At 36.6% G+C, this 16,009-nt stretch carries 15 protein-coding genes and 1 pseudogene; all 16 read right to left on the bottom strand.

The features are described 5' to 3' along the window. Positions 1–162: pseudogene (locus A194_RS17855) on the bottom strand (ribonuclease PH); the annotation flags it as partial. 179 nt (positions 163–341) lie between these two features. Beyond that, on the bottom strand, positions 342–1,148 hold the full coding sequence (gene racE / locus A194_RS0107925) for a glutamate racemase (protein WP_017186318.1): 807 nt from the start codon (positions 1,146–1,148) through the stop codon (positions 342–344). Between the two features lie 3 nt (positions 1,149–1,151). Next, the gene (locus tag A194_RS17850) at positions 1,152–1,631 is read right to left on the bottom strand and encodes a MarR family winged helix-turn-helix transcriptional regulator (protein ID WP_017186317.1); all 480 of its coding nucleotides are present in this window, start codon (positions 1,629–1,631) and stop codon (positions 1,152–1,154) included. 133 nt (positions 1,632–1,764) lie between these two features. Beyond that, positions 1,765–1,989, bottom strand: coding sequence for a helix-turn-helix domain-containing protein (locus A194_RS0107915; RefSeq protein WP_017186316.1), 225 nt, complete (start codon positions 1,987–1,989; stop codon positions 1,765–1,767). A 113-nt stretch (positions 1,990–2,102) separates the two neighbouring features. Beyond that, positions 2,103–2,564, bottom strand: coding sequence for an acyl-CoA thioesterase (locus A194_RS0107910; protein ID WP_017186315.1), 462 nt, complete (start codon positions 2,562–2,564; stop codon positions 2,103–2,105). Positions 2,565–2,655: 91 nt separating this feature from the next. Continuing rightward, on the bottom strand, positions 2,656–3,423 hold the full coding sequence (sdhB, locus tag A194_RS0107905) for a succinate dehydrogenase iron-sulfur subunit (RefSeq protein WP_017186314.1): 768 nt from the start codon (positions 3,421–3,423) through the stop codon (positions 2,656–2,658). Positions 3,424–3,443: 20 nt separating this feature from the next. Then, the gene (sdhA, locus tag A194_RS0107900) at positions 3,444–5,198 is read right to left on the bottom strand and encodes a succinate dehydrogenase flavoprotein subunit (RefSeq protein ID WP_017186313.1); all 1,755 of its coding nucleotides are present in this window, start codon (positions 5,196–5,198) and stop codon (positions 3,444–3,446) included. Between the two features lie 54 nt (positions 5,199–5,252). Beyond that, a complete protein-coding gene (locus A194_RS0107895) occupies positions 5,253–5,867 on the bottom strand; it encodes a succinate dehydrogenase cytochrome b558 subunit (RefSeq protein ID WP_017186312.1) in 615 nt (204 codons plus the stop codon). 167 nt (positions 5,868–6,034) lie between these two features. After that, the gene (gene uvrC, locus A194_RS17845) at positions 6,035–7,831 is read right to left on the bottom strand and encodes an excinuclease ABC subunit UvrC (RefSeq protein WP_017186311.1); all 1,797 of its coding nucleotides are present in this window, start codon (positions 7,829–7,831) and stop codon (positions 6,035–6,037) included. A 78-nt stretch (positions 7,832–7,909) separates the two neighbouring features. Further along, a complete protein-coding gene (gene trxA, locus A194_RS0107885) occupies positions 7,910–8,224 on the bottom strand; it encodes a thioredoxin (protein WP_017186310.1) in 315 nt (104 codons plus the stop codon). Positions 8,225–8,366: 142 nt separating this feature from the next. Next, the gene (locus tag A194_RS0107880; protein WP_017186309.1) at positions 8,367–9,338 is read right to left on the bottom strand and encodes an electron transfer flavoprotein subunit alpha/FixB family protein; all 972 of its coding nucleotides are present in this window, start codon (positions 9,336–9,338) and stop codon (positions 8,367–8,369) included. Positions 9,339–9,370: 32 nt separating this feature from the next. Beyond that, entirely contained in the window at positions 9,371–10,144 is a 774-nt protein-coding gene (locus A194_RS0107875) for an electron transfer flavoprotein subunit beta/FixA family protein (RefSeq protein WP_017186308.1), read from the bottom strand. Further along, complete coding sequence (locus tag A194_RS17840; RefSeq protein WP_337442960.1) at positions 10,141–10,935, bottom strand: enoyl-CoA hydratase; 795 nt, start codon at positions 10,933–10,935, stop codon at positions 10,141–10,143. The genes A194_RS0107875 and A194_RS17840 overlap by 4 nt, the downstream gene beginning before the upstream one ends. A gap of 15 nt (positions 10,936–10,950) precedes the next feature. Then, on the bottom strand, positions 10,951–11,541 hold the full coding sequence (locus A194_RS0107865; RefSeq protein ID WP_017186307.1) for a TetR/AcrR family transcriptional regulator: 591 nt from the start codon (positions 11,539–11,541) through the stop codon (positions 10,951–10,953). Between the two features lie 105 nt (positions 11,542–11,646). Next, positions 11,647–13,347, bottom strand: coding sequence for a long-chain-fatty-acid--CoA ligase (locus A194_RS0107860; RefSeq protein WP_017186306.1), 1,701 nt, complete (start codon positions 13,345–13,347; stop codon positions 11,647–11,649). 407 nt (positions 13,348–13,754) lie between these two features. Next, positions 13,755–16,009: endonuclease MutS2 (locus A194_RS0107850; RefSeq protein ID WP_017186305.1), on the bottom strand; the 2,255-nt coding region annotated here is incomplete at its 5' end.

The following is a 16,009-nucleotide window of genomic DNA, read 5'->3' as shown; positions in this document are numbered from 1 at the left end:
TTCACCTCTTAAGAATGGAGGTACGCGCTTTTCTACACTTGCGTTACAAATGACTTTCGTATCGCCGACTGTAATTAAAACAGATCCTTCAGGATGCTTAGTAAAATTGGTTGTTATTGTCATTTTTCTTAGTTCATCGTTACGACGTCCATCGATTCTCATCTTTTGCCTCCTCAAACTTCCATAAACAATCGACTATTATTTTATCTATAGTTCTGATTGCTATACACCGCATACAGTATAACATACGCATTACTATGTCAGCTCTATATTTATCAGTAATCTACAATTTTGAAATATTTAAACATAAAAAACTTACACCACATTAAATGGCATAAGTTTTACATGATTGATACTTGTTTCACTTGGCTATTAGTAAAATGAAATATTTCATCTTTTAATCGTTGCAAAACACTTAAACTTCCCGTGGTTAATATTAACGGATCTGATATTGGGAACTTCTCTTTAGTTGTATGCATGTTATAAAACGTCAAACTAGCACTGACTTCCGCACCTGTCTCTAAAGCTGAAGATAGTACTGTTACGCGTTTTCCTAAAACGTTTTCTATAACAGGCTGTATGATCGGATAATGTGTACAACCTAAAATCAATGCATCAATACTCGAATCATTCTTTATAGCGACCAAACTCTCATGAACGACTTGCTTAGCCTCAGGTCCTGAAATCCTTCCTGACTCAATTAGTGGAACGAACTTTGGACAAGCAACTCCAACTGTTTGTATGTTCGGATTGATTTGCCTTAGTGCATATTCATACGCTTGACTCGAGATCGTGTTTTCTGTTCCGATGATGCCTACATGCTTAGTTTCTGTTGATTTAATAGCTGCTCTTGCCCCTGGTTCGATCACACCAACAACAGGGATCGATAGATAATGTTTTAATTCTTCTAATACAATAGCTGTTGCAGTGTTACAAGCAACTACAAGCAGTTTAATATCAAATGTTAATAAGTATTCCACCATTTCCCAAGTATATTGCCTAACTTCATCGGCTTCTTTAGAGCCATATGGGCACCTTAACGTATCACCTAAGTAAACAAACTCCTCTTTAGGGAGCTGTCTTTTGAGTTCGTACAAAACCGTTAAGCCACCTATTCCTGAATCAATTACACCTATTGGTCTTTCCAATGTTTAGGACTCCTTCTTGCTGTCTTTTTCTTGAGCTTCTTCATGCCCCTTCATTTCATTATAAAGTTGAGTCATTGAACTACGTAATTTCTCTACTTGTTCTGGTGAATAAGTTTTCAATACTTCTTGTAAATATTCTTGACGTTTTTCGATTACTTCATCAATGATCTCTTTACCTTTATCTAGTAAATGTATTCGTACAACTCGACGATCTTTTGGGTCTCTTACACGTTCAATTAATTCATTTTTCTCCATACGATCCACTAAATCTGTCGTTGTACTAAATGCTAAATACATTTTTTTAGATAATTCACCGATCGTTAAATCACCAGAATCTAATAACCACTGAAGGGCTATAAATTGAGGTGGTGTAATTGGATAGTGGTTAAGTATTTCACGGCCTCTTTGCTTTACCATGTGTGATATGTATCTTACATCTTTTTCTAATTCTGCAATCACTTTTAAATCAATTGTCGAATGCAATGGTTTACCCCCTTAATTAAACGTACCTTTTATATTATTTTCACTTTTTTGCTCGAAAAATGCAAGTTAACTTAAATTATAATATATTATAACAAAATTAATGAAAAACCGGCTACGTTAATAGCCGGTCAATTTAAAGTTCGATTTCACCGAGCCGTATTAACTCAACAACAGCTTGTGAACGCCCCTTTACTTGTAATTTTTGAATTGTGTTCGATATGTGATTCCTTACTGTTTTTTCAGAAATAAATAACTCCTCAGCTATTTCTTTTGTCGTCTTATCTTGAACGAGCAATTCAAAAACTTCTCTCTCTCTCTTTGTTAATATATTGCTAGGTCGATACTTTTTGCTGTCCAAGCGGTAACCCCTCCTCCATTTAAGAAGTGAGCTACTTCTTTCATGAGGATTTTAATTAGTCACCATAGTTTATGACAGTGGACGTTTCTATGTTCGCGATATATGTCATTGTTTTATTGATTTATCGCTTTTTTATTGTTTAATCGTTCTATTTGTTCTTCAGTAAATGGGTCAGCCTTTCCTGTGGATGAATCAATTTGAACGATTCTCCCTCTACCGACTAGACAGATCTCATCTTGACTATTTTTACCCATGTAGTGAATGTCAATTGAACTATTACCGATATGATTAGTTTTAACGTACATTTTTATTTGTTCACCAAAGTAAATTTGCTTTAAATAATCGCATTGTAAGTCACTCACAACGGGTACTTTACTTACGCCTGGCTTTAAGTCTCCAAACAGGTTAATTTCGTTCATATATGCGATTCTTGCCTCTTCAAAATATATAAATGGTGATACATTATTAACGTGACCAAACATATCAGTTTCTGAAAAGCGAATATTAATCGGTATGTAAAAGCAAAACTCGTCAATCCATTCGTTCATGTCTTCAATATAATTAGGTGTTTTCATGTTAGAATCACTCCCGTTTATTTAAATTTATGAATTATCAGACTAAAATCAACCTTAAAAAAGGCTGACTTTTGTCAGCCTTTTTTTCTTTTTAGTGGTGGTAGTCACTACCGAAGAAGCTCTTAAATGAATGTAAAGTTGCTTCACGGTTTAACGCTGCGATTGACGTTGTTAAAGGAATACCTTTCGGACAAGCTTGTACACAGTTTTGTGAGTTACCACAGTTTTGTAAACCACCATCATCTAATAATGCATCCATACGTTCTGCCTTATGATAAGAACCTGTTGGATGAGAATTAAATAGGCGTACTTGTGATAATGCAGCTGGTCCAATAAAATCAGAATTGCTGTTAACATTTGGACACGCTTCTAAACAAACACCACAAGTCATACATTTTGATAATTCATAAGCCCATTGACGTTTACTTTCAGGCATACGTGGACCTTCTCCAAGATCATAAGTACCATCGATTGGAACCCATGCTTTAACCTTTTTAAGAGAGTCGAACATACGACTACGGTCGACTGCTAAGTCACGCATAACTGGAAAAGTTTTCATTGGCTCTAAACGTACCGGTTGCTCTAATTGGTCAATTAATGCTGTACAAGATTGCATTGCTTTTCCGTTGATTACCATCGAACAAGCACCACAAACTTCTTCTAGACACCCCATATCCCAATAAACTGGAGTTGTTTGCTCCCCTTTTGCATTTACTGGGTTACGACGGATTTCCATTAGAGCAGAGATTACGTTCATGTTTTTACGATATGGAATTTCAAATTCCTCTTCGTACGGTTGAGCTTCAGGTTCATCCTGACGCTGAACGATCATTCTAATTGTTTTGTGATCTTCCGCCATACTCTTTACCCCCTCTATGCTTATTTAGTCTTAGAATAGTCACGCTTACGCGGTTCAATTAATGACGTATCGACATCAACATATTCGAAGTCTGGACCATTCTTTTCGGCGTTGAAAGTCGCTTTTGTCGTCTTTAACCATTCTTCATCGTTACGATCTGGGAATTCTGGCTTATAGTGAGCTCCACGACTTTCATTACGATTATAAGCACCTTGTGTAATAACTCGTGCTAATTGTAACATGCTATCTAACTGACGTACGAACATTGCTGTTTGGTTGCTCCACCTTGAAGTATCATTAACGTTAATGTCTTTCGCACGTTCCATTAGTTCTTGAATCTTTTCATCAGTCTTTAATAGACTCTCGTTTTCACGAACAACTGTTACGTTATCAGTCATCCACTCACCTAGTTCACGGTGAATTTGATAAGCGTTTTCTTTACCCGTTGTCATATTTAAAATGTTTTCGAATTTCTCTTCTTCTTCTTTCTTCTTCGCTTCAAATAATTCTGAAGATTGGTCTTCAGCTAATTCCTCTAAACCGTCAATGTATTTAACAGCGTTTGGTCCTGCAACCATACCACCATAAATACAAGATAGTAGAGAGTTTGCACCTAGTCGGTTTCCACCGTGGATTGTGTAATCACACTCACCTGCAGCGAAAATACCAGGAATATTTGTCATTTGGTCATAGTCTACCCACAGACCACCCATTGAGTAGTGTACTGCTGGGAAGATTTTCATAGGAACTTTACGTGGATCTTCACCAACAAACTTCTCGTAAATTTCGATGATACCACCTAATTTTACGTCTAACTCTTCTGGGTCTTTATGAGATAAGTCTAGATAAACCATGTTTTCTCCGTTAATACCTAGCTTTTGGTTTACACATACATCGAAAATCTCACGAGTTGCGATATCACGAGGTACTAAGTTACCGTAAGCTGGATACTTTTCCTCTAGGAAATACCAAGGTTTACCGTCTTTATAAGTCCAAACACGGCCACCTTCACCACGAGCAGACTCTGACATTAAGCGTAACTTATCATCGCCAGGAATCGCTGTTGGATGAATTTGAATAAACTCACCATTTGCGTATACTGCTCCTTGACGATATAGATTTGACGCAGCAGAACCTGTGTTAATAACAGAGTTTGTTGACTTACCGAAGATAATTCCAGGACCACCTGTTGCAATGATTGACGCATCCGCTTTAAATACTCTCACTTCATGTGATTGAATGTCCTGTGCAACAACACCACGTGAAACACCATCATCATCGATCACAGCTTGTAAGAAGTCCCAACCTTCATATTTTGTTACAAGTCCATTTGCTTCATGACGACGAACTTGTTCGTCTAATGCATATAATAACTGTTGTCCTGTTGTTGCTCCTGCGAACGCTGTACGGTGGTGTTGTGTACCACCAAAACGACGGAAGTCTAATAACCCTTCTGGTGTACGGTTAAACATAACTCCCATACGATCAAGCATATGAATAATGCTTGGCGCTGCTTCACACATATCTCTTACAGGTGGTTGGTTTGCTAAGAAGTCACCACCATATACCGTATCATCAAAGTGTTCCCAAGGTGAGTCACCTTCACCTTTCGTATTAACAGCACCGTTAATACCACCTTGTGCACATACAGAGTGGGAGCGTTTTACAGGAACAAGTGAAATTAAATCAACGTGTACGCCTGCTTCAGCAGCTTTAATAGTAGCCATTAAACCAGCCAAGCCACCGCCTACTACCACGATATTTTTATTACTCATAATGAAGTTTCACTCCCTTTTAACCAATTACTAAATTGTTAAAACTTTTTTAAATTAATAAGCGAAAGCGATTAATGATGCAATACCCATATAGGTGAAAATAATGAAAATACCTAGTGTTGCATACGTTAAGACCTTTTGTGATCTTGGTGTTACTGTAATACCCCAAGTTACAAAGAAAGACCAAAGTCCGTTAGCAAAGTGGAATACAGCAGCTACGACTCCTACTACGTAGAACCAGAACATGAATGTCGATTCTAAAATCGTCGCCATCATGTCAAAGTTAACTTCTGTTCCATAAATCGCATGTGCCAGACGTGTTTCCCAAACGTGCCATACAATAAAGATTAATGTAATAATTCCTGTTGCTCTCTGCAACATGAACATCCAATTTCGGAAAAATCCATAACGTCTTAAATTGTTCTTAGCTGTAAATGCAATATATACACCATAAACTGCGTGGAATAGTAATGGTATATAAATCAGAACAAATTCAAGGAAAACTCTTAAAGGTAAATTTTCCATAAAGTGAGCAGCATTGTTAAACGCTTCTGGACTATATGTAGCAAAGTGGTTAACAACTAAGTGCTGCATTAAAAATAAACCAATTGGAAAAACACCTAATAATGAATGTAGCCTGCGATTAAAGAACTCACGGTTTTCCGCCATGTGTAACCCCCCTCATTTGATGTTAAATAGTTCATCGATAAGATTTACATACTGAATGCAAAAATTAGTATACATGACATGTTTATTGTACTTCTAACGCGTGAAAGCGTCAAGAAAGTTATGACTGATTTTGGCACTATTTGTTACCCAAAATTACAGCCTTTTTTTTAATCTTTACGAGAATCATTTGAATTATTATAAAAGTATTGTGTAATACTCTCTGCTACATTTTGAGGAATTCCTAATTTCGTTATATCCTCTAACTTTGCACTTTTAATATCTTCAACTGAACCAAAGTGTTGTATAAGCAATTGGCGTCGCTTAGGTCCAATTCCTTCGATTTCATCTAATGCTGATTGTACAGCTCCTTTGCCTCTAAGTTCTCTATGGAAAGTAATTGCGAATCGATGGACTTCATCTTGGATGCGATGAATTAAATAAAACGGTTGACTATTACGCTTCATTTGAACTGGTTCAGGTGGTTCACCGTAGAGAAGCTCACTCGTTTTATGCTTTTCATTTTTAGCTAAGCCGCATAACGGAATGTCTAAGCCGAGCTCATTTTCTAATACATCCCTCGCTGCCGACATTTGACCTTTTGCGCCATCCACTAATATTAAATCTGGTAAAGGAAGACCTTCTTTCAGTACTCGTTTATATCTTCTCCTAATGACTTCTCGCATCATCTCATAATCATCTGGTTGATCGACAGTTTTTATTTTATATTTTCGATATTGATTTTTCTTTGGTTTACCATCAATAAACACTACTAATGCAGATACAGGGTGAGCCCCTTGTATGTTTGAATTATCGAATGCTTCTATTCGGTGGGGAATTTCAATGTTTAGCTTTTCACCTAGTTCTTCTACAGCTTTTATCGTTCTTTCTTCATCTTTTTCGATTAAAGAAAACTTTTCTTTTAAGGCAATCTGAGCATTTTCTTGAGCTAAGTCTACTAACTTTTTCTTCTGACCACGGTATGGTGTTTTAACTTTTACATCAAGGTATTGTTGGATCAAATCATGGTCAATTCCAACTGGTACATTAACTTCTTTTGGTTTGATGTGGTTTGAGTGAGTGTAAAAGCTAGCAATAAAGCTAATAAACGCTTCAGATGGTTCATTATAAAAAGGAAAGATTGATACATCGCGTTCGATCAACTTGCCTTGTCTAACGAAGAACACTTGAACACACATCCACCCTTTATCATATGAGTATCCAAATATATCACGGTCAGTTAGGTCGTGAAGATCCATTGTTTGTTTTTCCATGACCGCTTCTATATGTTCTATTAAGTCACGGTACTCTTTCGCTTTTTCAAAATCTAATGCCTCAGATGCCTTTACCATTTTTTCTTGAACTTCTTGCTTAATTTCTTTGTGACCACCATTTAAAAACTTTGAGATGTTTTGAACTAATTCTTCATTTGTTTCTTTGCTTACGAAGTGTTCACAAGGACCTAAGCATTGGTTGATATGATAATAAAGACAAACACGTTTCGGCATGACATTGCATTTACGCAATGGATAAAGTCGATCAAGTAACTTCTTCGTTTCACGTGCTGCATAGACATTAGTATATGGTCCAAAATATTTGGCTTGATCTTTTTTAACTTTACGAGTGACAATTAGACGTGGATGTCGTTCATTCGTTATTTTCAAAAATGGATAACTTTTATCATCTTTTAACATGACGTTATATTTTGGGTCATATTTTTTAATTAAGTTCATTTCTAAAATTAATGCTTCCATCTCTGAACCTGTAACAATATACTCAAAGTCAACAATTTCATTAACGAGGCGTTGGGTCTTTAGATCATTAGCACTTGTAAAATATGATCGAACTCGATTTTTTAATACTTTAGACTTTCCAACGTAGATCACTTCATCTTTCTTACTTTTCATCAAATAACAACCTGGTTTATCAGGTAAAATAGCTAACTTCTCTTGTATATGTTCATTCATTACACTCACCCCCTTTGATTCACTTAACTGAAATAAAGAGCTAACTCACTAATGAGTCAGCCCTTTAAAAGAGAAAAGTTATGCGTTTTTATTTACTAATTCTGCTAGAGCGTCTTTAGGTTGAAAGCCGTGTGCTTGATCTACCTGTTCGCCATCTTTAAATAGAAGTAATGTTGGAATACTCATTACACCAAATTTTTGTGCTGTTTCTTGGTTTTCATCAACATCTACTTTAACAATTTTAACTTTATCGCTCATATCTGCATCTAGTTCTTCTAAAACAGGAGCAATCATTTTACATGGACCACACCATGGTGCCCAAAAGTCTACTAAAACTAGTCCTTCAGATGTTTCTTCGTTAAAATTCTGATCTGTTGCGTTTACAATTGCCATTTGTAATTCCTCCTAAACTTTCTAATTCAAACATAGTATAGCACGTTGCTCTTAATCCATGCCAATACTTTGTTTGTAAACTAAATATACGTTAAAGAACAGGCTCTTCAACGTATTTCACGATGAAGAGCCTATCTTTCTTTTATACTTTTAATGCTTTAATTTCTTCAGTTAACTTAGGGATAACATCAAATAGATCGCCTACTATTCCGTAATCTGCTACGTTGAAAATATTCGCTTCAGCGTCTTTGTTAACTGCTACGATTACTTTTGAGTTTGACATACCAGCTAAGTGTTGGATTGCACCAGAAATACCAACTGCAATATAAAGGTCAGGTGTTACCACTTTACCAGTTTGGCCGATTTGTAGTGAGTAGTCACAGTAACCAGCGTCACATGCGCCACGAGATGCACCAACTGCTGCACCTAATTCATCAGCTAATTCATAAAGTGGTTCAAAGCCTTCTTCACTTTTCACACCACGTCCGCCTGCAACAATAATGTTTGCTTCTGATAAATCAACACCTTCTGAAGTTTTACGGATGACTTCCTGAATGACTGTACGTAAGTCTTTAATATCAACATTTAACGAACTCACTTCACCTGAACGGCTTGTATCTTTCTCTAGTGGAGCAATGTTGTTAGGACGAATCGTTACGAATGTAACGCCATCAGTTAACTTTTTCTTCTCAAATGCCTTACCCGAATAGATTGGGCGAACAAATTCAGTTTCATCTCCACTTCCTTCAATTCCTGTGATGTCTGATACTAAACCATTATCTAACTTACTCGCTAATCGAGGTGATAAATCTTTACCTGCTGAAGTGTGACCCATTACAATGCCTGCTGGGTCTTCTTCGTTAATGACAGCCATTGCTGCTTGAGTGTATGCATCTGAAGTATACTCCTTTAAATCAGTATGCTCTACAACTAAAGCACGGTCTGCACCGTGATGAATCATTTCATCCGCTAATGCTTCCGTTTTTTGGTCTGATAAAACAACTCCTACAACTTGTGCATCTTCGTCTATTTGTTTTGCTGCTGCGATTGTTTCAAATGATACGTTTCTTAACTCTCCGTCACGCGCTTCTGCAAATGCTAAAATTGTGCTCATAACTATATAATCTCCTTTCTACACCTGTTAAATTAAAGTACTTTCGCTTCTGTACGTAGTAGTGAAACAAGCTCTTTCACTTGATCGTCAATTTCGCCTTCTAACACTTTACCTGCTTCTTTTTCAGGTGGAAGGAATACATCAGTCGTTTCTGTCTTAGCTTCTACATCATCTTCATCTAATTCTAAATCATCTAATTCTAATTCTTCTAAAGGCTTCTTCTTAGCCTTCATAATTCCTGGTAATGATGGATAACGTGGTTCATTTAAACCTTGTTGACAAGTCACTAATAGTGGTAGTGAAGTTTGAACCTTTTCAACATCACCTTCAACGTCTTTCTCAATATTGACTTGGTCACCATCGATTTTAATACCTGTAATAGTAGTTATATAAGGAATGTCTAACTGATCAGCAACTCGAGGACCCACTTGACCACTTGCTTGGTCAATTGCTACGTTACCAGCTAAAATAAGATCAACTTCTTGGTCCTTCAAATATGTTGCTAGAATCGTAGATGTCGTATACTGATCACCATCTTCAACATCATCTTCAATATTAATTAAAGTAGCTTTATCAGCACCCATCGCTAGAGCAGTACGAAGCTGTTGTTCAGAGTCTTCATCACCTACTGTTACAACTGTCACTTCACCACCATGCTCGTCACGAATATTGATTGCCTCTTCAATTGCGTATTCATCATAAGGGTTAATAATGAATTCCGCACCGTCTTGTTCAATAGCGCCTCCACTAACTTGAATCTTTTCTTCTGTATCGAATGTTTTCTTCATTAGAACGTAAATGTTCATTGGATTACCTCCTTATATCTATTGATCTTTAAAGTTTGGTTGACGCTTTTCAATAAAGCTTGAACGCCTTCTTTTGCGTCTTCATTACCAAACACTTTACCAAATTGGTCTGCTTCTGCATTAACACCTTCTAAAAACTGCGATGTTTGTGCATAAGGTAGTAGGCTCATGATGGCATGAATTGAAGGCCCACTTTTAGCAACAAATTTGTTTGCTAATGACATTGTTTGTTCTTCTAACTCTGATTCATCCACAGCGTGGTTAACTAAGCCTAACCTTTCAGCTTCAACACCTGAGATTGGATCACCTGATAAGATCATTTCATAAGCTTTCGGTATACCAACGTAACGTGGTAGCCTTTGAGAACCAGCAAAACCAGGAATAATGCCTAAGTTTAATTCTGGTAAGCCTAACTTAGTATCCTTTGTTGCAATTCTGACGTGACAAGCCATCGCTAGCTCAAGCCCACCACCTAATGCCGCTCCATGAATTGAAGCAATTACAGGAATGTGAAAGCGCTCAATTCGATCAAATAGTTGTTGACCTTTTTGAGCTAGGTTTTTGTAATCATCTTGTTGTTGGAAAGAGGTAAACTCTTTAATATCAGCTCCCGCTGAGAAGAATTTCCCTTCACCTCTTAAGATTACGAGCTTAATAGATTTGTCCGCCTCTACTTCATCTAAAACTTTACTTAGGTCTTTAAGAATTCCAGAAGATAAAGCGTTTGCAGGAGGACTTTGAATTAATACGCTAGCTATTTGCCCTTGTTTTTCCCATGATAGATGGTCCATGACGCCATCCCCCTTCTAATTATGTTTGCGTAAACCGTTATAAATTAAATAGTGAACTTCCTTAGCCTGTTCTACTAAGTTGTACCGCTGTTCTTTCATAACCCAGTTCGTTACAACTTCATCTAAAGTGCCAAAGAGCACCTGTCTAACTAATTTCACGTTTAATTGGTCTTGAAAAGTTCCGTCTTTCATACCTTCGTGCAAGATGTCATCCATTAACGTTAAATACCCTTTTAACACTTCATTAATTTTTAATCTTAAACGTTTGTTAGACTGTCTTAGCTCAAGTTGGGTTACAATCGCTAGATCTGGATCCTCCGATAGTTGTTGAAAATGCATCTCTATAAGCTTGTACAACTTTTGATCAGCTTCATCAATCTGCTCAATTTCATCTTTGATTTTTGAAACAAATTGCCCCATTTTCTCTTCAAAAAGTGAGACTAATATATCTTCTTTGTTTTTAAAATAGAGATAAATCGTTCCATCAGCGACCCCAGCTTTATTCGCAATTTTTGATACTTGAGAATGGTGGTAACCATTTTCGGCGATCACTTCAACAGCTGCATCTAGTATTAACTTGTATTTTGGCTTTGATTTGTTTTCCATAATTAAGTCTCCTGTAATTCTAATGAATGACCAAACACTCAGGTGAATGAATGGTCATTCATTTATCATGATATAAAGAAAAGTGGAAAGTGTCAACTATTTATATTAATCTGTCTGATTACTTTGTAATTTTTCTTTTTCTTCATCGACTAACTTCCTTCTTAATATCTTTCCTACCGCGGTTTTTGGTAGTTCATCTCTAAACTCGTATAACTTCGGTACTTTAAAGGCTGCTAAATTTTCTCTACAGAATTGGTCTAACTCTTCTTCAGTTAATTCGACATCTTCTTTAAGCACGATATATGCTTTAACTGTTTCGCCACGATATGGATCAGGTATACCTGCTACAACAGCTTCTTGGATTCCTTCGTGTTCATAAAGCACTTCTTCAACTTCTCGTGGGTAAATGTTAAAACCACCAGCGATAATCATGTCTTTTTTACGATCGACGATATAAAAGTAACCATCTTCATCCATGTAACCCATATCTCCAGTATAGAACCAACCATCTTTAAGCGATTGCTCTGTTTCGTCAGGTTTATTCCAATAACCTTTCATAACTTGCGGTCCTTTAACTGCAATTTCTCCTACTTCACCAACTGGCTGTTCTTCATTTGTATCAGCATTAAATACTTTAGCATCAGTATCTGGCCAAGGTACCCCAATCGTACCTGCACGTCTGTTTTCCCAAACGAAGTTAGCATGAGTTACAGGTGACGTTTCTGTTAATCCATAACCTTCAACTAATCGTCCACCCGTCACTTTCTCAAACTGTTCTTGAACTTCAACTGGTAATGGTGCTGATCCACTAATACAAGCTTCGATTGAAGATAAATCATATTTAGTTAGTTTAGGATGGTTTAATAAGCCGATATATATAGTTGGTGCACCCGGAAATAACGTCGGACGCTCTTTATGAATAGCTTTTAACACATTATCAACGTCAAACTTCGGAATGAGTACCATCTTTTGTGCCATCATGACAGATAAAATCATGACTGTTGTCATACCGTAAACATGGAAAAACGGTAATATACCAAGCACTGTTTCTTTACCATATTCCGTTTTGTACAACCACTTTTGACACATTTGCGTGTTAGATACTAAATTACTATGCGTTAACATGACACCTTTAGGGTATCCTGTTGTTCCACCCGTATACTGTAGTAATGCTAAATCTTCCTGTGGATCAATATCATGTTCTTCGTACTCTACAGTTGTATCGTCCATAATATTAGTCCATACATGAGTATCGCCACCATGTTCTGGTTTTACAACAAGGCCGTATTCTCTTTTTTGTAAAATTGGTTGTACGACATTCTTCGGAAACGGTAAGTAATCTTTAATTCTAGTCGTAACCACATGTTCTAATTCCGTTTCTTCTCTGATAGCGTTTACACGAGGAAGTAAAATATCTAGACAAACAATGACTTTAGCTCCAGAGTCTTTCATTTGATATTCTAATTCACGCTCTGTATAAAGTGGGTTCGTTTGAACTACAACTGCTCCGGCTAATAGCGCACCATAGTAAGACATCACAGCTTGTGGTGTATTCGGTAGCATAATGGCTACACGATCACCTTTTTCTACACCTAGAATTTGTAGATAGTTTGCTACTTTTCTAGCCGAATCAAATAACTCTTGAAATGTTAAGTCTTTCCCTAAAAAATTGATTGCCGTTTTGTCTGGATAGTTTTCCGTACTTTCGACTAAATAGCTTTGTAACGTCCTGTTGTCATAATCAATCGTTTGTGGGATTTCTTCTGGGTAATGCTTTAACCAAGGCTTCATTACTTCAACCCCCATGAAATGACATCCTCCTTTAAAACTATATTTATAAATATTATAAACACAAAAATTATCAAATTTAAAACATTATTTAAAATTGTCTGAACTTAAAGTGGTTAATTTTGCTCAGAAAGTATGTCTCAAGCCTTACTTTAACTATATATTTCAATTAAAAAAATTTTTAAAAAAAGCTCTGTTCATGACGACAATTGACTTCGTGATGATTAAACAATGATCGTTCGTTTAAATCAAATCAAAAGTACGACATATAACAGAGCTTTAATTGATTACTACAATATTAATTTGCTATTAAAAAGATGACACCAACGATTATAAATAATGCTGCGACGACCCATAATACTTTCGCAAGTGTTTCCATGACCATTCCCTTTCTAACATGTTATGACATAACAATTGATTTTAGACTATTTTAACTTCAAGATTGTAACACCCGTTCCACCTTCATTTGCACTTGCAAATTCATTGCCTTTAATCGAACGATGTTCCTTAGCAAACTGTTGTACACCTTTCATTAGCGCTCCTGTACCTTTACCATGAATAATCGACACTTGATGATATCCAGCCAATAAAGCATCATCTGTATATTTTTCTAACTTATGGATCGCATCTTCATACCGCTGGCCTCTAAGGTCAAGTTCCGGTTTAACATGAACTTGACTTCCTTTAACTGTTGCTAACGGCTTTGTCTTCACTGGTTCAGGGCGTTTAACGAACTGAAGCTGGTCTTTAGACACTTTCATTTTCATAATTCCTAATTGGACTTCATATTCCTTCTCATTGACTTGCTCAACAATGTGCCCATTTTGATTAAAGGTAGCCACATGGACTTCATCACCAGGTAATAATCTTTCGTTTTTCTTTTCCGTTTTAACCGATTGATTGGATTTTTGATCTGGTTTTAGCTGATCTTTTTGTTCCTCAAGTTTCTTTCGTGCATCAATAAAGTGGTGTTCTTTAACGGTCGCATCTTCTTTTAGTTCTTTTAACTCTTCTAATATTTCTTTAGACTGTACTTCAGCTTCTTCGATAATTTTTTGAGCTTTTGTTTTTGCCTTCTCTTCGTACTGTTCCTTTTTATTTAAATACTGGTTATACTCATGTTTTAATGATTCCTTAAATTGCTCTGCCTCAGCTAGAATAGAAGAGGCTTCTTCGTAGTCACGCTCTGCATTATGTCTAGATTGTTCTAACGATGCGATCATATTTTCAACAGACCTAGAATCGTCACTAACCATTGATTGTGCCTTTTCGATTATTTCATCTTTTAAACCTAATCGTTTTGAAATATCAAATGCATTACTTCTTCCAGGGACACCTAAAAGTAAGCGGTAAGTCGGTTTTAAAGTTTCCACATCAAATTCAACTGAAGCATTTGTTACTTCATTACGATTATAGCCGTAAGCTTTTAATTCTGGGTAGTGAGTTGTAGCTATTACTCGTGCATTATTGGATATGACATGGTCTAAAATTGACATCGCAAGACCTGCACCTTCTTGTGGGTCTGTTCCTGCTCCTAGCTCATCGAACAACACTAATGAATTGCTGTTAACTCGATCTAAAATATCAACGATGTTTGTCATATGAGATGAGAAAGTACTTAAACTTTGCTCAATTGATTGTTCATCTCCAATATCAGCAAACACATGGTCAAAAACTGCCATTTGACAGCCATCTAAAGCTGGTATTTGTAATCCTGACTGTGCCATTAATGTGCAAAGTCCTACCATTTTTAATGTCACTGTTTTACCACCAGTATTTGGACCTGTAATGACAATTGCTGTGAAATCTTCCCCTAGCTCTACATCATTACTGACAACTTCATCATCAGCAATTAACGGATGACGAGCTTGCCTCATATGAATAACACCGTCTTGGTTCATTTCAGGTTTAGCTGCTTTCATGCTTCTTGATAATTTAGCTTTTGCAAACATAAAATCAACCTGCTGCAATGCATCTACATTTTGACGTAAAAACTCAGCGTCTTGTTCGATTAAACTTGAAAGTGACTCTAAGATTCGTTCGATTTCGTGTTGTTCTTCGACTCGAGACTCCTGTAATTTATTGTTTAGATCAACAACTGATTGTGGCTCAATAAAAAGTGTCTGACCAGATGACGATTGGTCATGCACAATACCACCAAAGCTACCTCGATATTCTGATTTTACAGGGATCACGTAACGCTCATTACGAATGGTTACGATTGCATCGGAAAGCATTTGGCTTTTCGATTTCGTATAGCCTTCTAAACGGTCGCGCACTCGACTTTCATATGAGCGGATTTGTGAGCGAATTGAGCGTAACTTACTCGAGGCACCATCCATTACTTGACCATATTCATCTATACAACTTTTAATAGAACGCTCTAAATTATTTAAGTTAGAGATTTGTTCACACCATTCTTCTAAAATTGGTATCTCAATTTCTTCTTCTTCTAAAGTATCAACGAATTTTTTTAATTGTTGACCACCATAAATCGTACTTGCTATTTCTAAGCATTCTACAGCTGATAACATACCACCTATACTCGCTCGCTTAATGTGAGGTCTAATATCACTAATACCCCCAAGAGGAACATGACCTTTTAAGCGAAGAACTTGTACACCTTCATCTGTTTCTTCATGCCACTTCTTAACTTCTAATAAACTTGATGTTGGTGTTG

This window comes from Alkalibacillus haloalkaliphilus C5 (genome assembly GCF_000269905.1).
Classification (GTDB): Bacteria; Bacillota; Bacilli; order Bacillales; family Alkalibacillaceae; genus Alkalibacillus; species Alkalibacillus haloalkaliphilus_A.
This window is presented reverse-complemented; position numbering and strand designations above follow the sequence as displayed.